The organism is Burkholderia sp. HI2761 (genome assembly GCF_002223355.1).
Taxonomy (GTDB): domain Bacteria; phylum Pseudomonadota; class Gammaproteobacteria; order Burkholderiales; family Burkholderiaceae; genus Burkholderia.
This window is the reverse complement of the sequence record NZ_NKFN01000001.1, coordinates 777,632-798,636: the sequence shown is the minus strand read 5'-3', so window position 1 is coordinate 798,636 and position 21,005 is coordinate 777,632. Positions and strand designations below refer to the sequence as shown.

General features: G+C 68.3%; 19 protein-coding genes and 1 tRNA gene. 14 read left to right on the top strand and 6 right to left on the bottom strand.

Going from position 1 to position 21,005, the window contains the following annotated elements; all coding sequences use genetic code 11:
* Positions 1–6 precede the first annotated feature (6 nt).
* Positions 7–1,320 carry a DNA-processing protein DprA gene (gene dprA, locus CFB46_RS03860; RefSeq protein ID WP_227789669.1) on the bottom strand — a complete coding sequence of 438 codons (1,314 nt, stop codon included), beginning with the start codon at positions 1,318–1,320 and terminating at the stop codon, positions 7–9.
* 185 nt (positions 1,321–1,505) lie between these two features.
* On the opposite strand from dprA, the gene def reads away from it, so the two are divergent.
* The 14 genes from def (at position 1,506) to CFB46_RS03790 (ending at position 14,334) form a co-directional block, all read left to right on the top strand.
* A complete protein-coding gene (def, locus tag CFB46_RS03855) occupies positions 1,506–2,009 on the top strand; it encodes a peptide deformylase (RefSeq protein WP_006477461.1) in 504 nt (167 codons plus the stop codon).
* A 34-nt stretch (positions 2,010–2,043) separates the two neighbouring features.
* A complete protein-coding gene (gene fmt / locus CFB46_RS03850) occupies positions 2,044–3,027 on the top strand; it encodes a methionyl-tRNA formyltransferase (protein WP_089499283.1) in 984 nt (327 codons plus the stop codon).
* A gap of 117 nt (positions 3,028–3,144) precedes the next feature.
* Complete coding sequence (locus tag CFB46_RS03845) at positions 3,145–3,786, top strand: LysE family translocator (RefSeq protein ID WP_027785762.1); 642 nt, start codon at positions 3,145–3,147, stop codon at positions 3,784–3,786.
* A gap of 98 nt (positions 3,787–3,884) precedes the next feature.
* Entirely contained in the window at positions 3,885–4,742 is an 858-nt protein-coding gene (gene htpX, locus CFB46_RS03840; RefSeq protein ID WP_027785761.1) for a zinc metalloprotease HtpX, read from the top strand.
* Between the two features lie 245 nt (positions 4,743–4,987).
* Positions 4,988–6,379: a 16S rRNA (cytosine(967)-C(5))-methyltransferase RsmB gene (gene rsmB, locus CFB46_RS03835; RefSeq protein WP_089499333.1), complete on the top strand. Its 1,392-nt coding sequence runs from the start codon at positions 4,988–4,990 to the stop codon at positions 6,377–6,379.
* The gene (locus tag CFB46_RS03830; RefSeq protein WP_027785759.1) at positions 6,376–6,966 is read left to right on the top strand and encodes a DUF4390 domain-containing protein; all 591 of its coding nucleotides are present in this window, start codon (positions 6,376–6,378) and stop codon (positions 6,964–6,966) included. The genes rsmB and CFB46_RS03830 overlap by 4 nt, the downstream gene beginning before the upstream one ends.
* Positions 6,956–9,370, top strand: a complete 2,415-nt coding sequence (gene esaS, locus CFB46_RS03825; RefSeq protein WP_027785758.1) for a sensor histidine kinase EsaS — start codon at positions 6,956–6,958, stop codon at positions 9,368–9,370. Before CFB46_RS03830 ends, esaS begins: the two co-directional genes overlap by 11 nt.
* Complete coding sequence (gene esaR, locus CFB46_RS03820; RefSeq protein WP_027785757.1) at positions 9,371–10,072, top strand: response regulator transcription factor EsaR; 702 nt, start codon at positions 9,371–9,373, stop codon at positions 10,070–10,072.
* A 60-nt stretch (positions 10,073–10,132) separates the two neighbouring features.
* Positions 10,133–10,208, top strand: a tRNA-Phe gene (locus CFB46_RS03815).
* 350 nt (positions 10,209–10,558) lie between these two features.
* Positions 10,559–11,293 (top strand): 7-cyano-7-deazaguanine synthase QueC, encoded by a 735-nt coding sequence (gene queC / locus CFB46_RS03810; RefSeq protein ID WP_027785756.1) that lies wholly within the window; start codon positions 10,559–10,561, stop codon positions 11,291–11,293.
* Positions 11,294–11,368: 75 nt separating this feature from the next.
* Positions 11,369–12,001, top strand: a complete 633-nt coding sequence (gene queE, locus CFB46_RS03805; RefSeq protein WP_027785755.1) for a 7-carboxy-7-deazaguanine synthase — start codon at positions 11,369–11,371, stop codon at positions 11,999–12,001.
* An 18-nt stretch (positions 12,002–12,019) separates the two neighbouring features.
* Positions 12,020–12,472: a 6-carboxytetrahydropterin synthase QueD gene (queD, locus tag CFB46_RS03800; protein WP_027785754.1), complete on the top strand. Its 453-nt coding sequence runs from the start codon at positions 12,020–12,022 to the stop codon at positions 12,470–12,472.
* A 327-nt stretch (positions 12,473–12,799) separates the two neighbouring features.
* On the top strand, positions 12,800–13,585 hold the full coding sequence (locus CFB46_RS03795) for an HpcH/HpaI aldolase family protein (protein ID WP_027785753.1): 786 nt from the start codon (positions 12,800–12,802) through the stop codon (positions 13,583–13,585).
* The gene (locus CFB46_RS03790) at positions 13,582–14,334 is read left to right on the top strand and encodes a tetratricopeptide repeat protein (protein ID WP_027785752.1); all 753 of its coding nucleotides are present in this window, start codon (positions 13,582–13,584) and stop codon (positions 14,332–14,334) included. The genes CFB46_RS03795 and CFB46_RS03790 overlap by 4 nt, the downstream gene beginning before the upstream one ends.
* Before the next feature lie 75 nt (positions 14,335–14,409).
* Here the strand turns inward: CFB46_RS03790 and rodA are convergent, their stop codons facing one another.
* The 5 genes from rodA to CFB46_RS03765 all read right to left on the bottom strand — a co-directional run bounded on the left by rodA (position 14,410) and on the right by CFB46_RS03765 (position 20,662).
* Positions 14,410–15,558: a rod shape-determining protein RodA gene (gene rodA / locus CFB46_RS03785; protein ID WP_027785751.1), complete on the bottom strand. Its 1,149-nt coding sequence runs from the start codon at positions 15,556–15,558 to the stop codon at positions 14,410–14,412.
* Positions 15,559–15,569: 11 nt separating this feature from the next.
* Entirely contained in the window at positions 15,570–17,840 is a 2,271-nt protein-coding gene (gene mrdA / locus CFB46_RS03780) for a penicillin-binding protein 2 (protein ID WP_027785750.1), read from the bottom strand.
* A 101-nt stretch (positions 17,841–17,941) separates the two neighbouring features.
* Positions 17,942–18,454 (bottom strand): rod shape-determining protein MreD, encoded by a 513-nt coding sequence (mreD, locus tag CFB46_RS03775; protein ID WP_027785749.1) that lies wholly within the window; start codon positions 18,452–18,454, stop codon positions 17,942–17,944.
* Positions 18,451–19,491 (bottom strand): rod shape-determining protein MreC, encoded by a 1,041-nt coding sequence (gene mreC, locus CFB46_RS03770; protein ID WP_027785748.1) that lies wholly within the window; start codon positions 19,489–19,491, stop codon positions 18,451–18,453. The genes mreD and mreC overlap by 4 nt, the downstream gene beginning before the upstream one ends.
* 127 nt (positions 19,492–19,618) lie before the next feature.
* Positions 19,619–20,662, bottom strand: coding sequence for a rod shape-determining protein (locus CFB46_RS03765; protein WP_004189550.1), 1,044 nt, complete (start codon positions 20,660–20,662; stop codon positions 19,619–19,621).
* Positions 20,663–21,005 lie beyond the last annotated feature (343 nt).

The following is a 21,005-nucleotide window of genomic DNA, read 5'->3' as shown; positions in this document are numbered from 1 at the left end:
CCGCCCCTATGGCGGGAAATGTAGCACGCCCCGCGCGGACGGGGTGGGCGCCGCGTCAAGCCGCGCGAAGCGCCCGCCGGCGACGCTCGCGATGCGGCCGGCCAGTTCCAGCGCGAGCAGCGCGCCATGCAGCACGTCGTCGGACAGGCCACTGTGCTCGGCGAGCCATTCGTACGTAACGGGGCCATATCCGAGGGCGGTGAGCACCGCTTGTTCCGATGGATCACCCGGTGGCGGAGCTTCGATTGGGGGCGGCGCGGCGGCTGCGACGGCGCGATCCGCTTGCGCGATGCCGGCAGGGCCGGATTCGCGGATTTCGCCGGGGTTCGCGCGCGGCTTGCCGGCCCGCGCCGCGCGGCCCGTCGTGCGCGTCGCCGCCTCGCCCAGCCCGTATTCCGAGAGCACGTCGAGCGGCGCCGCGGTGAGCTTTGCGCCGTCGCCGATCAGCGCGTGGCAGCCCTGCGCGAGTGGCGCGTGGATCGAACCGGGCATCGCGAACACATCGCGCCCCATCTCGTTCGCGAGCCGGGCGGTGATCAGCGAGCCCGAGCGCGGGGCGGCCTCGACGACGAGCACGCCGATCGCGAGCGCGGCGATCAGCCGGTTGCGCTGTGGAAAATGCGCGGCGCGGGCCGGCGTGCCGAGCGGCCATTCCGACACGATCGCGCCGTGCGCGGCGATCTCGTGGGCGAGCGCGCGGTGCCGGGCCGGATAGACGAGATCGGCGCCCGTCGCGATCACCGCGACGGTGCCCGACCGGCCGTCGAGCCCGCCACGATGCGCGGCGCCGTCGATCCCGAGCGCAAGGCCCGAGACGATCGTGAGACCCGCATCGGACAACGCGTGGGCGAAATGCGTTGCATCGGCGAGCCCCTGCGGCGTCGCATGGCGGCTGCCGACCACGGCGAGGCCGCGTGCGTGCAGGAGGTCGAGCCGCCCTTTTACATATAGCAGCGGCGGCGGATCGTGCAGGTCGCGCAGCCGCGGTGGATAGGCCGGATCGCTCAGCGTGACGAACGCATTGCCCGGCCCGTCGAGCCAGGCGAGCGCGGCGTCGGTGCGCGTATCGAGATCGTCGCGCTCGCTCGCGCGCACGGCTTGCGCGGCGGCGGGGCTGCTCACGGCGGCGATGGCCTGGTCGGACGCGCCCAGCAACGCCGCCGGCGAGCCGAATGCCGCGAGCAGCGCCTGCAACACGGCGGGCGAGAGACCGGGCGCATGCGCGAGCTGCAGCCATGCGCGCAGCGCGGACGGTGTCAGCGCTTGCGGCGACATGAGGCTGCCCTCGAATGCGGCGGCCAGCGCAGTGCGTGGTGCCATGATAAAATTTTCATCATCCGAAATACTCGACAGGGCCGTGCGCGCAGGCGCCCGGCCGATTGCAGGAGGCGTGATCCGCGGCATTGATATGCCACGCATCCGCCTCATCTTCATTGCATCCCGGCGGCGGCGCCAGCCGGCCGGATGGCCGATGCGGCACGCCGCTTCACCGAATACCGAACACCATGGCTTTGCTCAATATTCTTCATTACCCCGACAAGCGGCTGCACAAGGTCGCCAAACCCGTCGACAAGGTCGACGACCGAATCCGCAAGCTCGTCGCCGACATGGCCGAGACCATGTACGCGGCGCCCGGCATCGGCCTGGCGGCCACCCAGGTCGACGTGCACGAGCGCGTGATCGTGATCGACGTCTCCGAGGAGAAGAACGAGCTGCGCGCGTTCATCAACCCGGAGATCGTGTGGTCGAGCGACGCGAAGCAGATTTATGAAGAGGGTTGCCTGTCGGTGCCCGGCATCTACGACGAAGTCGAACGCCCCGACCACGTGCGCGTGCGCGCGCTCAACGAGCAGGGCGAGACTTTCGAGCTCGACTGCGAAGGGCTGCTCGCCGTGTGCGTTCAGCACGAGATGGATCACCTGATGGGCCGCGTATTCGTCGAATACCTGTCGCCGCTCAAGCAGACGCGCATCAAGACGAAGATGAAGAAACTCGAACGCGCGATGTGATGCGCGTACGCCCAGCCCGACTCCGAACGCTGTCATGACCCATACGTTGCGCGTGATTTTTGCCGGCACGCCGGAATTCGCCGCGGCTGCCCTTGCCGCGATCCACGAGGCCGGTTTCCCGGTGCCGCTCGTGCTCACCCAGCCCGATCGCCCGGCCGGCCGCGGGATGAAACTCCAGGCGAGCGCCGTGAAGCGCTACGCCATCGAGCACGGGATGACGGTCGCGCAGCCGCCGTCGCTGCGCCGCGCGGGCAAGTATCCGGCGGAGGCGGCCGACGCGATCGAGCTGCTGCGCACGACGCCGCACGACGTGATGGTGGTGGCCGCGTACGGCCTGCTGCTGCCGCAGGAAGTGCTCGACATCCCGCGCGCCGGCTGCATCAACATCCACGCGTCGCTGCTGCCGCGCTGGCGCGGCGCGGCGCCGATCCATCGCGCGATCGAAGCCGGCGACGCCGAGACGGGCGTCACGCTGATGCAGATGGATGTCGGCCTCGACACCGGCGCGATGATCGAGGAGGCGCGCATCGCGATCGCGCCCGACGATACGACCGCGACGCTGCACGACCGGCTCGCCGCCGACGGCGCGCGACTGATCGTCGACGCGCTCGTGCGGCTCGAGCGCGACGGCACGCTGCCGGCAACGCCGCAGCCGGCCGACGGCGTGAGCTACGCGGAAAAGATCGGCAAGCACGAAGCGGCGCTCGACTGGCGCAAGCCTGCCGACGTACTCGCGCGCCAGGTGCGTGCGTTCGATCCGTTCCCGGGCGGCGTCGCGACGCTCGACGGTGCGGCCATCAAGCTGTGGGCGGCCGAGCCCGTGGCGGCGCGCGACGACGCGGCGCCCGGCACGATCGTCGAGGCCGCGCCGGAAGGCGTGGTGGTCGCATGCGGCGGCGGCGCGCTGCGCGTCACGCAGTTGCAGAAGCCGGGCGGCAAGCGGCTGCCCGCACGCGAATTCCTCGCCGGTTCGCCGCTCGCCGCGGGCCAGCGTTTCGCGCTACCCGACGCTGACTGACGCCTGAGCGCCATTCGACCCGGTTCGCCGGCCCCGCGCAACTGGCCGGACGGCCGAGTCGCGCGGGGCCGCCGGCACGCGTAGAATTTCCCTGCACTCTCCGGTTTCGAGGTTTTCATGTTCGGCATCGTCCATTTCGGTTTCTTCGTGTTCGCGGTTTTCCTGCTGAACCTCACGCCCGGCCCCGATACGGCCTACATCATCGGCCGCAGCGTCGCGCAGGGGCGCGGCGCGGGGCTGATGTCGGCGTTCGGTATTTCGGCCGGCTGCTGCGTCCACGCGCTCGCATGTGCATTCGGCCTGACCGCGCTGCTGGCGGCGTCGGCAACCGCGTTCACGGTGATCAAGCTGGTCGGCGCCGCATACCTGATCTATCTCGGCGTGCGGATGATCATCGCGAAGCAGCCCGCCGCGCCGTCGGGCGCCGAAGCCGCGCAGGCCGCGGCCGCCAAGCCGCTGCGCCAGCTGTTCATGCAGGGTTTCTGGACCAACGTGCTGAATCCGAAGGTCGTGCTGTTCTTCGTGTCGTTCTTCCCGCAGTTCGTGTCGGCCGACAGTCCGCACAAGGCCTGGGCATTCCTGACCCTCGGCGCGGTGTTCGTCGCGATGAGCACGGTCTGGACGAGCCTCGTTGCGTGGGTGGCAGGCAGCGTCACGCAGCGCTTTGCCGGCAAGCCGGGCGTCAAGAAGTGGCTCGACCGCACGGTCGGCAGCGCTTTCGTCGGCCTCGGCCTTCGTCTTGCAAGCTCGCAACGCTGAGATTGAATTTTTCCGACAAGACCTTATCTAACAAATCGCTTACAATTTCCGCCGTGCGCTGTCATGCGCGGCGGTCCCCTGACGGATAAGGAGTGGGTATGTTCAATTGGGTCAAAACGGCGATGCTGATGGCCGGGATCACGGCCCTGTTCATCGTGATCGGCGGGATGATCGGCGGCTCGCGCGGCATGGCGATCGCGCTGCTGTTCGCGCTCGGCATGAATTTCTTCTCGTACTGGTTCTCCGACAAGATGGTGCTGCGCATGTACAACGCGCAGGAAGTCGACGAGAACACGGCGCCGCAGTTCTACCGGATGGTGCGCGAGCTGGCCACGCGCGCGAATCTGCCGATGCCGCGTGTGTACCTGATCAACGAGGACGCGCCGAACGCGTTCGCGACGGGCCGCAACCCCGAGCACGCGGCGGTCGCCGCGACGACGGGCATCCTGCGCGTGCTGTCGGAGCGCGAGATGCGCGGCGTGATGGCGCACGAGCTCGCGCACGTGAAGCACCGCGACATTCTGATCTCGACGATCACCGCGACGATGGCGGGCGCGATCTCGGCGCTCGCGAACTTCGCGATGTTTTTTGGCGGGCGCGACGAGAACGGCCGGCCGGCCAACCCGATCGCGGGTATCGCGGTCGCGCTGCTCGCCCCGATCGCCGGCGCGCTGATCCAGATGGCGATTTCGCGGGCCCGCGAGTTCGAGGCCGACCGCGGCGGCGCGCAGATTTCCGGCGATCCGCAGTCGCTGGCCACCGCACTCGACAAGATCCATCGTTATGCGGCGGGCATCCCGTTCCAGGCGGCCGAGGCGCATCCGGCCACCGCGCAGATGATGATCATGAATCCGCTGCACGGCGGCGGCCTGCAGAACCTGTTCTCGACGCACCCGGCCACCGAGGAGCGCATCGCGCGCCTGATGGAGATGGCGCGCACCGGCCGCTTCGATTGACCCTGGCGTACCGCGCGGCCGTTGCCGCGCGCAGGCCGCTTCGCCACCCCGCATGCTTCGCGCTGCGGGGTGTTTCGTTTGTGCGCGCCGTAAAGGGGCCAAAGGGGCGGCATGGCCGCACGCTACAATGCGCGGTTTGGGATCGCCGGGCCATGTGGCGGCTGCGATCCCGCCGTTTGCCGCCGCCGTTTGCCGCATTTGCTTGCCGCACCCGATTGCGGCGCCTGTTTGCCGATTCCGTACCGATGACACGACCCCGTTCTTCCGCTCCGACTTCTTCCGGCCGCCCGGCGCGCCTGACTGCGCTGCACCTGGCGTCCGATTCGCCCGGCTTCGCGCTCGACGCGGCCGCGCAGGCGGTCGATGCGGTGCGACGCGGCACCGCGTTGCCGGCGGCACTGTCGGCGGTATTCGCGCAGATGCCGCCCGGTGCACAGGCGCTCGCGCGCGGCGCGACGCAGGACGTCGCCTACCGGACGATGCGCCGCCTCGGCAGCGCGGACTGGCTGATCGGCAAGTTCGTCAGCAAGGCGCCGCCCGCGCACGTGCACGCGGTGCTCGCCTGCGCGTTCGCGCTGCTGCTCGACCCGCCTGACGCCGCCGCGTACCCGGCGTTCACGGTGGTCGACCAGGCCGTCACCGTCATCGGCGCGCGGCGCGAATTCGCGTTCGCGAAGGGGATGGTCAACGCGGTGCTGCGCCGTTTCCTGCGCGAGCGCGACGCACTCGTCGCGGCGATGCAGGACGACCCGGTCGCGCACTGGAACTACCGCGCGTGGTGGGTCGATGCGGTGAAGCGCGCATGGCCCGACGCGTGGCAGGCGATCCTCGCGGCCGGCGAGCGTCAGGGGCCGCTGACGCTGCGCGTGAATGCGCGTCGCGCGAGCGTCGATGCGTATCTCGACACGTTGCGTGCAAGCGGGATCGACGCGACCGCGATCGGCCGGCATGCGGTGCGGCTCGCCTCGGCGCTGCCGGTGGATCGCATTCCGGGGTTCGCCGACGGCGTGGTGTCGGTGCAGGACGCCGGCGCGCAGCTCGCGGCCGAATGGCTCGGCGCGCGCGACGGCATGCGCGTGCTCGACGCGTGCGCGGCGCCCGGCGGCAAGACCGGCCATATTCTCGAACTCGCCGATGCGGACGTCGTGGCGCTCGAAAGCGACGCGACGCGCGCGGCGCGCATCGGCGAGAATCTCGTGCGCCTGTCGCTCGCGGCGAACGTGTGCGTCGGCGACGCCGGCGCGCCGGATGCGTGGTACGACGGGCGCCCGTTCGATCGCATCCTGGCCGACGTGCCGTGCTCGGCGTCCGGCATCGTGCGGCGGCACCCCGACATCCGCTGGCTGCGCCGCGAGGCCGACATCCCGGCGCTCGTCGCGGAGCAGCGTCGCATCCTGTCGGCGTTGTGGCCGCTCGTGAAGCCGGGCGGCGAACTGCTTTACGTGACCTGTTCGATCTTCCCCGAGGAAGGCGAATTGCAGGCCCGCTGGTTTGAAGCGGCCTGCGAAGATGCGGTACGATTGGACGCCCCTGGCCAGCTGCTGCCGGGCGGCGTGCAGGGACGGGCGGCCGCCGGCGCACTCGACCAGAACACCGATCACGACGGATTTTTCTACGCGCGGTTTCAGAAACGGTGACGATCAAACACCTTTTTCCATTTCGGCTCGCGGCCGTCTTGCTCGTCGCGTTGACGCTGTGCCTGGTCATCGTCCGGCCGGCGCATGCCGAATCGATCGCCGTGCAGCGCGCGTCGCTCCAGTCCGACGGAAGCGGCTGGAGCCTGGACGCGCGTTTCGACTTCGAGCTGAATCCGAACCTCGAGGATGCCGTCAACAAGGGCATCCCGCTTTACTTCACGACCGACTTCGAACTGAGCCGCGCGCGCTGGTACTGGTTCGACGAGCAGCCGGTGGCGGTCACGCAGACCATCCGCCTGTCGTTCCAGCCGCTCACGCGCGAGTACCGCGTGTCGACGGGCGGCCTGCAGCTCGGCTTCCCGTCGCTGAAGGATGCGCTCGCGGTGGTCCGTCACATCACGTCGTGGCACGTGATCGACCGCAACCAGGTGCGCGCGGGCGAAACCTACACGGCGTCGGTGCGGATGCAGCTCGATACGGCGCTGATGCCGAAGCCGTTCCAGGTCGATGCGGTGAACAATCGCGACTGGACGCTCGGGTCGGACTGGAAGCGCTTTACCTTCACGGTGACCGAACGTGCTAAATAAAGTACGCCGCGCCGCCAGCGGGAAGAGCCTCCTCATCCGCGTGATCGTCTCGACCGTCGCGCTGACCGCACTGCTGCTGCTCGTGCTGCTCGCGGCCGCGAGCGCGAACACCGAATTCTTCGACCGCTACTACTCGTGGCTGTACGCGACGAACATCGTCGTCGCGCTCGTGTTCCTGCTCGTGGTGCTCGGGCTGATCGGGATGATCGTCGTGCGCCTGAGGAAGGGCAAGTTCGGCACGCGGCTGCTCGCGAAGCTCGCGGTGTTCTTCGCGCTCGTCGGCGTGGTGCCGGGCGGGATCATCTACGTCGTGTCGTACCAGTTCGTGTCGCGCAGTATCGAGTCGTGGTTCGACGTGAACGTCGAGACGGCGCTGACGGCCGGGCTGAACCTCGGCCGCGGGATGCTCGACGCGTCGCTGTCCGATCTGCAGACGAAGGCGCGGATGATGTCCGACCAGCTCGCGAGCGTCGATGCGAACACGAACGGCACGACGCTCACGCTGCTGCGGCTGCGCGACCAGTTCGGCGTGCAGGACGCGACGATCGTCGAGCCGAGCCGCGGCGGCTCGGGCGCGGCGCCCGACCTGCACATCGTCGCGCAGGCGTCGGGCAATTTCGCGGCGCTGATTCCGGACGACCTGCCGACGCCGCTGATGCTGAGCCAGGCGCGCGAACACGGCGCGTATGCGGCGATCGAGGGCGAAGTCGACGGCGACCCGCGCGCGCACGGCGCGAAGGGCGCGCTGCGGCTGCGCGTCGTGCGGCCGATTCCCGATGCGACGACGTCGCTGCTGCAGCCGGCGGAGCGATTCCTGCAGCTCACGCAGCCGGTGCCGCCCACGCTCGCGCACAACGCGGACGCCGTGCAGCGCGCGTACCGCGAGTACCAGGAAAAGTCGCTCGGCCGCACGGGGCTGCGCAAGATGTACATCGGCACGCTGACGCTCGCGCTGTTCCTCGCGACCTTCATCGCGATGATGCTCGCGCTCGCACTCGGCCAGCAGCTCGCACGGCCGCTGTTCCTGCTCGCGCAGGGCACGAAGGAGATCACGGAAGGCGATTACACGCCCAAGCGCGAGATCAAGACGCGCGACGAGCTCGGCTTCCTCACGCAGTCGTTCAATGCGATGACGCGCCAGTTGTCCGAGGCGCGGCTCGCGGTCGAGAAGAACCGCATCGCGCTCGAGCATTCGAAGACGTATCTCGAGAGCATCCTCGCGAACCTGACGGCCGGCGTGTTCGTGCTCGACCGCCAGTTCCGGCTGACGACGGCTAACCGCGGCGCCGAGCGGATCTTCCGGCAGCCGTTCAACGCGCTGATCGGTGCGACGCTCGACCGGATCGGCGTGGCCGCCGGGTTCGGCGCGATGGTGCGCAAGGCGTTCGCCGATCGCGAGGCGGCGTCCGACGGCGGCAGCGGCGATCGCGGCCACTGGCAGCAGCAGTTCGCGATCGAGGTGCCGGGCGAAACCGAGCCGCTGACGCTGCTCGTGCGCGGCACGCGTCTCGTGTCGACGGTCGAGGGGCAGGCCGACGATCCGCAGACGTCCGGCTACGTCGTCGTGTTCGACGACATCTCCGACGTGATTTCCGCGCAGCGTTCGGTCGCGTGGGGCGAGGTCGCGCGGCGGCTCGCGCACGAGATCAAGAATCCGCTGACGCCGATCCAGCTGTCGGCCGAGCGGCTGCAGATGAAGCTGTCCGACAAGCTCGCACCGTCCGACGCGGACGTGCTCAAGCGCGGCGCGACGATGATCGTGAACCAGGTGGCCGCGATGAAGCGGATGGTCGACGATTTCCGCGAATACGCGCGCACGCCGCCGGCGGTGCTCGCGAACCTGCAGTTGAACGAACTGGCGAGCGAGGTGCTCGGGCTGTACGGCGTCGGCGAAGGCAAGAGCCCGATCGTCGCCGAGCTCGCGCCGTCGCTGCCGGTGATTCGCGGCGACGCGACGCAATTGCGCCAGGTGATCCACAACCTGCTGCAGAATGCGCAGGATTCGGTTGCGGAGTCCGCGCATCCGCGTGTGTTGATCGAAACCAAGACAGTAGAATATGGCGATCCCGACGCCGAAGGCAAAACGCACGTCGCGGTACGTCTGACCGTGTCCGACAACGGGCCCGGTTTTCCGGCACGCATCCTGACGCGCGCGTTCGAGCCTTACGTGACGACGAAGGCGAAGGGCACGGGGCTCGGGCTGGCCACGGTCAAGAAAATCGTTGACGAGCACGGCGCGCGGATCGATCTGCGCAATCGCATGCACGGCGAGACCGTCGAGGGTGCGCAGGTGTCGATCCTCTTCCTGCAGATGGCGAGCGATACGCCAGGCGCCGAACCCGGTGCGCAGGACGGGGCGACTCCCGCCAAGACAAAAGCAAGTGAGCAGACAAGGGCAGCGTAAATGGCAACCATCCTGGTGGTAGATGATGAAATGGGCATCCGGGAATTGCTCTCGGAGATCCTCAGCGATGAAGGACATGTCGTCGAGGCGGCGGAGAACGCGCAGGCCGCGCGGGAATACCGGCTGAATCAGGCGCCCGATCTCGTGCTGCTCGATATCTGGATGCCTGATACCGACGGCGTCACGTTGCTCAAGGAATGGGCGGCGCAGGGGCTGCTGACGATGCCCGTGATCATGATGTCGGGGCACGCGACGATCGATACGGCAGTTGAGGCGACCAAGATCGGCGCGCTCGATTTCCTCGAGAAACCGATCGCGCTGCAGAAGTTGCTGAAGTCCGTCGAGCACGGTCTCGCACGCGGCGCGGCGCCGGTGTCCGCCAACGCGGCGGCGAAGGCGGGTGGCGGGCAAGCCGCGGGGCCGGCGGCGGTCGCGTCGGCGGCGGCGCTGCCGACGCTCGGCGACGACATGGCGTCGGCGCTCGGCCTCGCGGGCCAGACGGCCGCGATCCCGTTCGACATCCCGTTGCGCGAAGCGCGCGATGCGTTCGAGCGTGCGTACTTCGAATATCACCTCGCGCGCGAGAACGGCAGCATGACGCGCGTCGCGGAGAAGACGGGCCTCGAGCGCACGCACCTGTATCGCAAGCTCAAGCAGCTCGGCGTCGAGCTCGGCAAGAAGCCGCCCGAAGGCGCGCTGTAAAATATTTTGCGAAAGCACTTGCTCGGGGCCCGATAGCTCGATATACTTTCATTCTTCGTTGGCCCGGTAGCTCAGTTGGTAGAGCAGCGGATTGAAAATCCGCGTGTCGATGGTTCGATTCCGTCCCAGGCCACCAGCATTTAAAACCCCAAGAATCGGAAGGTTCTTGGGGTTTTTCGTTTGTGGTGGGTATTGCGCGTCGTGGGCGGCGGGCCCGGCAGCATTCGCCGGGGCATGATAAAATCCGTGCCCGCTCAATGACTTAGCGCATCGCTTCATGCGCATGGCAGGCTGCCCACGGCGCACCTGCCGTGGCGCGCGGCCACGATGCCGCGCGATGGGCGGTATAAGCGCGCCGCCGCATTCGCGGCCGACCGCGCTGCCTATACTGGTCGAGCCGGCGCGGGCCGGCCGCGTCGGCCGCCCGGCGGCAGCCGGCCTCGGGGCGCAGTGCGACGCGAGCCTACACATTCACGGAGTATCACGGTGATTCGGACAGACGCTAAAGACGGCGCGCTCGTGTTGTTTTCCGGCGGGCAGGACTCCGCCACGTGCGTGGCCTGGGCCCTCGAACGCTATCAGACGGTCGAGACGCTCGGCTTCGATTACGGCCAGCGCCATCGCGTCGAACTCGAGTGTCGCGATGGCGTGCGCGAAGCGCTGAAGCGCAAGTTTCCCGCGTGGTCGGACCGGCTCGGCGACGATCACATGATCGACCTGTCGGTGCTCGGCGCGATCAGCGATACCGCGATGACGCGCACGATCGAGATCGAGACGACGGCAAACGGCCTGCCGAACACGTTCGTGCCGGGCCGCAACCTGATGTTCATGACGATCGCCGCGGCGATCGCCTATCGCCGCGGGCTGCGCGTGCTGGTCGGCGGGATGTGCGAGACCGATTTTTCGGGCTATCCGGACTGCCGCGACGACACGATGAAGGCGCTGCAGGTCGCGCTGAATCTCGGGATGGACACGCGCATGGTGCTCGAGACGCCGCTGATGTGGCTCGACAAGGCGCAGACCTGGCAGCTCGCCGAACAGCTTGGCGGCGAGGCGCTCGTCGAACTGATCCGGGTCGAGACGCACACGTGCTACGTGGGCGAGCGCGCGGAACTGCACGACTGGGGCTTCGGCTGCGGCGAATGCCCGGCCTGCAAGCTGCGCAAGCGCGGCTACGAGGCCTACCTGAAGGGCGAGCGGGTGACCGAAGCGCCGCTGTGACGCGGCTGCGCGGGCAGCGCTTGATGGACAACGGATTCTGATCGACAACGAGCGGCGCAAGCCGGACGAAGCACGATGACTTACGCGGTCAAGGAAATTTTCTACACGTTGCAGGGCGAGGGCGCGAATGCGGGCCGGCCGGCCGTGTTCTGCCGGTTCGCCGGCTGCAACCTGTGGTCGGGCCGCGAAGAGGATCGTGCGGAGGCCGTGTGCCGCTTCTGCGATACGGACTTCGTCGGCACCGACGGCGAGAACGGCGGCAAGTTCAAGGACGCCGCGGCGCTGGTCGCGACGATCGCCGGCTTGTGGCCGCAGGGCGAAGCGCACCGCTTCGTCGTCTGCACGGGCGGCGAGCCGATGCTGCAGCTCGACCAGCCGCTCGTCGACGCGCTGCATGCGGCAGGCTTCGAGATCGCGATCGAGACCAACGGTTCGCTGCCGGTGCTCGAATCGATCGACTGGATCTGCGTGAGCCCGAAGGCCGATGCGCCGCTCGTCGTCACGAAGGGCAACGAACTGAAGGTCGTCGTTCCGCAGGACAATCAGCGGCTGGCCGACTACGCGCAGCTCGATTTCGAGTATTTTCTCGTGCAGCCGATGGACGGCCCGTCGCGTGACCTCAATACGAAGCTCGCGATCGACTGGTGCAAGCGTCATCCGCAGTGGCGGCTGTCGATGCAGACCCATAAATATCTGAACATTCCCTGAGCCCCGGCTTTTGACATCGTGCTGATTACCCGAAAACTCGAATTCGACGCGGGCCACCGCATTCCCGATCACCGCAGCCAGTGCAGGAATCTGCACGGCCATCGCTACGTGCTCGAAATCACGCTGCGCGGCGATCTCGTCGATACCGAGGGGGCGCCCGACCGCGGCATGGTGATGGATTTCGCCGACGTGAAGGCGCTCGCGGTCGAGCATCTCGTCAGCAAGTGGGACCACGCGTTCCTGGTCTATGCGCGCGACGAGGTCGTGCGCTCGTTCCTCGAGCAGATGGCCGACCACAAGACGGTCGTGCTCGACCGGATCCCGACGGTGGAGAACCTCGCGGCGATCGCGTTCGACCTCCTCGCGAACGTGTACGACGCGCACTACGGCGTGAACCTGCGTCTCGAGCGCGTGCGCCTGTACGAGACGCCGAACTGCTGGGCCGACGTCGAGCGCCAGCCCGGCCGCTGATCCCGCCTTCCCGCGAGGCAGCCCCGCCGTCCGGCGCGGGCTGCCCGTCACTGCAGCCGCCTCGCCTTCCGCGCCGTGCCGGTACGGCTCCCCCGTCCGTTCCCGCATTGAGCACCCCGCCGCGCTATGATCGTCGTGCGGCACCGAAAAACGCTCGTGTGAGCCATTGCGCGGCTCGCGCTGTCAGATCGGCTGGCTCGGTCCGACTCACGTTCTCCGGCGCGCGGTCTGCCGCCGCCGCCATGCTTCGATTGCCCGGCGGCGTGCGTTTCGCTTCGCCTGTTGCTTGTCCCGTTCGATTGCCGTTCCGCTCCGGAGGCCGTATCGATGAGCACGCTCACCAATTCCCTCAAACAACGCCTGCGCGACGGTGACGAGCCGCTGTACGGCCTGTGGCTGTCGCTCGGCAGCGACTCGGCCGCGGAAGCGCTCGCGCATGCCGGTTACGACTGGCTCTGCATCGACATGGAGCATGCGCCGAACGACAGTCGCGACGTGGCGTCGCAACTGCGCGCGATCGCCGCGGCGCACCTGCCGAGCGAGCCGGTCGTGCGCGTGCCGGCGCGGGAGCCGTGGCTCGTGAAGCGCGCGCTCGACGCCGGCGCGCGCACGCTGATGTTCCCGTGTATCGAGACGCCCGACGACGCCGCGCACGCAGTGCGGCTCACGCGCTTCCCGTCGCCCGAATCGCCCGACGGGCTGCGCGGGGTGGCCGGCATGGTGCGCGCGGCGGCGTTCGGCATGCGCCGCGACTACCTGCAGACGGCGAATGCGCAAGTCGCGGTGATCGTGCAGGTCGAATCGGCGCGCGGCGTCGACGAAGTCGAGCGGATCGCGGCGACGCCTGGCGTCGATTGCCTGTTCGTCGGCCCGGCCGATCTCGCGGCGAGCCTCGGACATCTTGGCGATATCCGCCACCCGGACGTCGAAATCGCGATGGCGCGCGTGCTCGCGGCCGGCAAGCAGGCCGGCGTCGCGGTCGGCATCTTCGCCGGCGACACGGCGGCCGCGCGCCAGTATCGCGAGGCCGGCTACCGGATGATCACGGTGTCGGCCGACGTGAGCTGGCTGTTGCGCGCGACGCGGCAGGCGTTGCAGGAGGTACGGTCATGAACGGCGCAGACGGTGCGTGCCGCAGGCGCGCGCGGATCGGGGCGATGGTCGGCCTGTGGGCCGTGTGTGCGTCGGCGGCCGCGCAGGGTGCGCCGCAAGCGAAGCCCGATCCGTCGCACGAGACGCAATCGGCGGTCGCCGACTACAACGCCGGCGACTATCGCGCGGCGCTGGTGCAATTCCACGATGCGGCCGAGCGCGGCGATCGCCTCGCGCAGTTCAACTACGCGATGATGCTGCTGACGGGTGAAGGCGTGACGGCGAACGTCGATGAAGGGTTGCGCTGGCTGAAGCGCGCGGCGGACGCGAACATGTCGCATGCGCAGTACGTCTACGGCCGGATGTTCGACGACGGCGAGTTCGTCGCGCGCAACCCGGCCGAAGCGCATCGCTGGTTCCTGCGGGCCGCGAAGCAAGGGCACGTGCAGGCCGAGCTGTCGCTCGCGAACCAGTTCCTCGACGGGCGCGGCACGCCGCGCGACAACCGGCAGGCGTTCGCGTGGTACAAGCAGGCTGCCGACGCGGGCGAGCCCATCGCGCAGTACGTGACCGCCTCGTTCTACGAACGCGGCGGCGACGGCGTCGCGCAGAACCTGAACATCGCGCGCGCGTATTACGCGGCGGCGGCCGCGCAGGGCGACGAGACGGCCGGGCTGAAATTCAAGGAGTTGAGCGCGCGGCTGAAGGCGCCGATGCCGGCATCGGGCGCCGGCGCGGAGCAAGGCAAGCCGCACGCGCCGACGCAGTAAGCGGCCGTATTCGGCTTCCCCAATGAAAAACGGCGCCGGGCGCCGTTTTCGTGTGCCGTGGTGCGGGCCGCGCGCTCAGCTCTTCATCAGCCGCCGCTGCCGCCCGACGCTCATGATCATCCCGATCGCGATGCCGAGCGTCGTGAGCGCGGTGCCGCCGTAACTCATGAACGGCAGCGGCACGCCGACGACCGGCAGCACGCCGCTCACCATCCCGATGTTGACGAACGCGTAGACGAAGAACGCGAGCGTGAGCGAGCCCGCGAGCAGCCGGCCGAACAGCGTCGCGCCCTGCGCGGCGATGTAGAGCCCGCGCGCGATCAGCGCCATGTACAGCGTCAGCAGCACGAGGCCGCCGGCGAGCCCCCATTCCTCCGAGAACACCGCGAAGATGAAGTCGGTGTGTTTCTCCGGAATGAATTCGAGGTGCGCCTGCGTGCCTTTCAGATAGCCCTTGCCGAGCACGCCGCCCGAGCCGATCGCGATCACGGCCTGGATCGTGTGGAAGCCCTTGCCGAGCGGGTCGGACGTCGGGTCGAGCAGCGTGCACACGCGGTGCTTCTGGTAATCGTGCATCAGCGGCCACTGCACTTCGGGCTGGCAGATGCGCTCTTCGAACACGGCGATCGAGCCGACCGCGATCACGCCCGCGACGAGCACCGGCACGATCAGCTTGAACGACAGCCCGGCGAGATAGATCACGAAGAAGCCGGCCGCGAACACGAGCAGGCCCGTGCCGAGGTCGGGCTGCTTCGCGATCAGCCCGACCGGCACCAGCAGGATCCCGAACGCGGCGACGAAGTCGTACCAGCGCAGGCCGCCTTCGCGGCGCTGGTAGTACCACGCGAGCATCAGCGGCGTCGCGATCTTGAGGATCTCGGACGGCTGGATCACGACGCCGACGTTCAGCCAGCGCTTCGCCCCCTTCTTGGTCATTCCGAACAGCGCGACCGCGACCAGCAACGCGACCCCGAACGTGTAGAGCGGGACCGCGAAGCGCATCAGCGTGGTCGGCGGGATGTTGGCGATCACCCACATCAGCACGAACGTCAGCAGGATGTTGCGCAGTTGATCCTCGACACGGCCCGGCATGTCGATCGCCGCGCTGTACAGCGTGACGATGCCGACGCACAGCAGCAGGAACACGATGAGGGCGAGCGGACGGTCGAAGCCCGCGAACATCTGCTTGATCTTGTCGAGCCAGGCGCGCTTGTCGAATTGCATGCCTTTCTCCGTTAATGAGCGGTGCCGGCGTCCGCCGCTTTCGCGGGGGCCGTCGCACGGTGGTTGTCGTCCCGCGGCGTGGCGACGAGCGGCTGCGCGTCGCTGGCGGTCCGGCGCGGCCGGTGCGGGCGCCGCATCGGCGGCAGGCTCGCGGCCATCGGCGCCGCGGCGCTCGCGTCGGCTGGCGCCGTGGCGCTGGCGCCGGCCGCAGCCGACGCAGTCGATGCCGCCTCGGCCGCGCTGGCCGCCGACGGCACGACCGGCTGCGGCAGCGCGGTGAAGCCGGCCGCGACGGCGGCGGGCTTCGAGGTGTCGCCCACCACGGGCGCGCTCGCCGGCTCGGTGGCCGACGCCGCGGCGGCCACGGCCGCGGCCTGGTTTTTCGGGTTCTGGCGCTCGACCAGATAGTAGTCGAGCACGCGACGCGCGATCGGGCCGGCGGCCTGAGCGCCCCAGCCGCCGTTTTCGACGACCAGCGCGACGGCGATCTGCGGGTGGTCGACCGGCGCGTACGCGATGAACAGCGCGTGGTCGCGCAGGTGCTCGGCGAGCAGGTGGCCCTTGTAGTTCGAGCCCTGCAGCGAGAACACCTGCGCGGTGCCGGTCTTGCCGGCGGCGAGGTACGGTGCGCCGCGGAACACCTTGTACGCGGTGCCGGACGGGTTCTCGATCACGTTCTCCATCCCGCGCTTCACGACGTCGATGTCGGCCGCCTTCAGCGGGATCACCTCGCTTTCCTTCGGCACGGTCAGGTGGCGCGCGCGCGAGATCGGATCCTCGACTTCCTTCACGAGGTGAGGCTTCATCACGACGCCGTTGTTCGCGAGCGTCGCGGTCGCGTGCGCGAGCTGCAGGATCGTGAACGAGTTGTAGCCCTGGCCGATCCCGAGACTGATCGTCTCGCCGTCGAACCACTTCTGCTGCGCGGCCTTCTTGAACGCCTTCTTCTTCCAGTCGGTCGACGGCAGGATCCCGCGCGCCTCGCCCTGGATGTCGATGCCGGTGATCTGGCCGAAGCCGAACGGCTTCATGAAGTTCGCGATCGCGTTCACGCCGAGATCGCGCGCGAGCATGTAGAAGTAGGTGTCGTTCGACACCATGATCGCCTTGTTCATGTCGACCCAGCCCTGGCCCGAGCGCACGTCGTTGCGGAACGTGTGGCCGCCGAACGTGAAGTAGCCGGGATCCTGGAAGCCCCAGCCCGGCGTGCGCTTGCCGAGCGTCAGGCCGGCGAGCGCCATGAACGGCTTGTACGTCGAGCCGGGCGGGTAGGTGCCGTGCAACGGGCGGTTCAGCAGCGGCTTGTCGGGCGAGTTGTTCAGCTCGTCCCAGGTCTGCTGGTCGATGCCGTCGACGAACGAATTCGGGTCGAAGCTCGGCGACGACACGAACGCGAGCACGTCGCCCGTCTTCGGCTCGATCGCGACGAGCGCGCCGCGCTTGCCGGCGAACGCCTGCTCGGCCACCTGCTGCAGCCCGATGTCGAGCGACAGCACGAGGTTGTTGCCGGGCGTTGCCTGCGTGCGCGACAGCGTGCGTACCGGCCGGCCGCCGGCCGTCACCTCGACTTCCTCGAAGCCGGTCAGCCCGTGCAGCTCGGCTTCGTAGCTCTGCTCGACGCCGATCTTGCCGATGTAGTCGGTGCCCTTGTAGTTGTTCGCGTCGCGGCGCGGATCGTAGTGCTCCTGGTCGCTGTCGTTGTCGTCGCTCATCGCGTCGATGCGATCCTGGTCGCGCTTCGAGATCCGGCCGATGTAGCCGATCACGTGCGCGGCCGTCATGCCGAGCGGGTACTGGCGGAACAGCCGCGCGCGCACGTCGACGCCGGGGAACCGGAAACGCTGCGCGGTGAAGCGCGCGACTTCGGCGTCGGTGAGCCGCGTGCGGATCGGCAGGCTCTCGAAGTTCTTCGAGTCTTCCTGCAGCTTCTTGAAGCGGCGGCGGTCGCGTGCGTCGATCGGGATGATCTCGGACAGCTTGTCGATCGTGTTGTCGAGCGTGTCGTCGAGCTTCGACGGCGTGATCTCGAGCGTGTACGCCGAGTAGTTCTTCGCGAGGATCACGCCGTTGCGATCGGTGATGATCCCGCGGTTCGGCACGATCGGCGCGACCGAGATGCGGTTTTCCTCGGCCTGCAGCGCGTATTTGCCGTGCTGCATCAGCTGCAGATAGAAGAAGCGGCTCGCGAGCAGCCCGAAGCAGACGAACACGAACACGCCCGCCGCCGCGACGCGCAGGCGGAACCTCGAGAGCTGCTGTTGGGTGTCGTTGAATTCGGTCATTTAAGGGCAATCTGGCCCGCGCGCGGGCGCGGGCGAGGTGCCGCCCCGGAGCGCGGCGCGCGGCGGGCGTGGGGGCGGCGGGTATTCAAGGTCGGTCCGGCTCAGATCGGGCGCGTATCGTCCGGGTCCACCGGGCGGCGTTGCGGCATCAGCAGCAGATGGCTCGCGATTGGCCACAGCGCGGCTTCGACGAAACCGTCGACCAGATAGCGCCAGCCGGGGAACGCGGCGCCCATCAGCAGGCGGATCACGAACGGCACGAGCTGCGCGCCGACCAGCAGCGGCGTGACGTACAGCACCTGCACGCCGATCGGCATCCACAGCACGCGGCGATGGATCGTGATCGCGCCGTACGACAGCAGCGTATAGGCGAGCGCGTGCTCGCCGAGCAGCCCCGCATCGTGCACGTCCATCAGGATGCCGAGCGCGAACGCGACGCCCATCCCGACCTTGCGCGGCTGGTGGATGTTCCAGAACAGCAGCACGAGCGCGACGAAGTCGGGCACGCCGGGCAGGCGGCCCCACGGCATCAGGTTCAGCAGGAATGCGGCGGCGAGGCTGAAGACGATGAAGTACGGATTGACCGGCTGCAGGATGTATTGCGGGCGGTTCATCGCTGGGCTCCTGATTGCCCGGCGACGGGCTTGGCCGGCGCGGCGGGGGCAGCCGGCGCCGGCTTCGCAGCGGCGGGCTGGGTCGCGGCGGCCGGTTTCGCGTTCGCGTCGGCTTTCTCGGCCTTCGCGGCGGCTTTCGCGCCCTTCTTGCCCTTCGCGTTCTTGTCGGCGGCGGGATCGGGCTCGGCCGGGCGCGGCGGGATGTCGTTCCGGTAATGCAGCACGAGCATCTGGCGCGCGCCGCGCACGGCCGCGACCGGTGCGCAGGTCACGCGGGCGAATGCGGTATCGGCGAGCTTGTCGACGCGCACGACCTTCGCGACCGGCAGGCCGGGCGGATAGACGCCGTCGAGGCCGCTCGTGATGAGCTCGTCGCCGGCGACGAGATCCGCGCTCGTCGGCACGAAGCGCAGGTCGAGCGAATCGCCCTTCGGCGTGCCGTAGATCACGCTGCGCAGGCCGGTGCGCAGCACCTGCACGGGAATCGCGAGATCGCGGTCGGTGACCAGCGTGACTTCGGATTGCAGCGGGAACACGCGCGTGACCTGGCCGATCACGCCGTCCTCGCTGACGACGGGCGAGCCGTCCTGGATGCCTTGCTGCGAGCCTTGCCCGACCACGATCTTCTGCGTGAACGGATCGCTCGTGTCGTACTGGATCTCGACCGGCGTCGATTGCGTTGCGATGTGCTGGCGCAGCTCGAGCACCGCGCGCAGGTGCGCGTTTTCCTGTGTGAGCACGGCGGCCTGGTTGGCCTGCGTGGACAGCTGCAGGTTGCGCTTGCGCAGGTCGTCGTTCTCGTGGCGCAGCGACGCGCCGGTGACGGCGATGTCGGCCGCGCCCATGAACAGGTCGCGCGGGACGAGCGCCGCGCGTTGCAGCGGGTAGAGCACGGTGCCGAGCACGCCGCGCACGATTTCGAGCGTGCTGAAGCGCGCGTCCGACACGAGGAGCGCGATGGCGAGGGCGACGAAGAAGATGAGCCGCGCGAGCGCGGGCGGACCTTGCTTGAAGAGGGGCGGCGGACTGTATTCCATGGTCGGCGCCGGGCGCGTGTGATCGGTTAAATAATGCTCAGACGCGCAAACGGCGCGGCGGTTCGTTCTGAACGAGCGATCCGGCCACGCCGCGGGTGCGTCATATCAAACGGGACTGCTTAGGCGATCACTCGTACGAGAAGATGCTGCCCAGCTTGTCCATGCGCTCGAGCGCCATGCCCGAACCGCGCACGACACAGGTCAGCGGATCTTCCGCGACGAGCACCGGCAGGCCGGTTTCTTCCGCGAGCAGGCGGTCGAGGTCGCGCAGCAGCGCGCCGCCGCCCGTCAGCATCATCCCGCGTTCGGCGATGTCGGCGCCGAGTTCCGGCGGCGTCTGTTCGAGCGCGATCTTCACCGACGACACGATCTGGTTCAGCGGATCGGTCAGCGCTTCGAGAATTTCGTTGCTGGAGATCGTGAAGCTGCGCGGGATGCCTTCCGAAAGGTTGCGGCCCTTGACTTCCATTTCCTTGACTTCGGAGCCCGGGAACGCGGAGCCGATTTCCTTCTTGATCGCCTCGGCGGTTTGCTCGCCGATCAGCATCCCGTAGTTGCGGCGGATGTAGTTGACGATCGCCTCGTCGAACTTGTCGCCGCCGACGCGCACCGAGCCTTTGTAGACGATGCCGCCGAGCGAGATCACGCCGACTTCGGTCGTGCCGCCGCCGATGTCGACGACCATCGAGCCGGTGGCTTCCGACACCGGCAGCCCCGCGCCGATCGCGGCCGCCATCGGCTCCTCGATCAGGTAGACCTGCGACGCGCCGGCGCCATGCGCCGCTTCCTTGATCGCGCGGCGCTCGACCTGGGTCGAGCCGCACGGCACGCAGATGATGATGCGCGGCGACGGCGAGAACATGCGCGACTCGTGGGCCGTCTTGATGAACTGCTTGATCATCTGCTCGGTGACGGTGAAGTCGGCGATCACGCCGTCCTTCATCGGGCGGATCGCCTCGATGTTGCCCGGCACCTTGCCGAGCATCTGCTTGGCTTCCTTGCCGACCGCCTGGATCGTCTTCTTGCCGTTGGGGCCGCCTTCCTGGCGGATCGACACGACGGACGGCTCATCGAGCACGATGCCCTTGCCGCGCATGTAGATCAGGGTGTTTGCGGTGCCGAGGTCGATCGCGAGATCGTTGGAGAAGTAGCTGCGCAAAAAACCGAACATTCAGAATCCTGTTTCGCTCTGAGCCGGCCCTGTGTAGCGAGGAGCGCTGAGGGCGGCAGCGGAAAAAATAACAGCCTCGGGAAGCGTGGCGGAAGCGGCCGCCGCGGCGCACGAAGCTGCGAGTGATGTCTACCGGGGATCGCACGAAGCACGCACGGCTTGCCGAAGTGGGCGAAACGGTGCGGGAAAAGGCTGCCGGGTTTGGGTCGAACGCGTAATGATACCTTATAATTTCACGGTATTTGAATCGAAACGGGCGGTATTTTTGCCGCTTCGGCCCCGATTTTTGAGGGTGGGATCGCACCCTCCAACCCCCCGCCGCAGTGCTGCTTTCGATGCACTG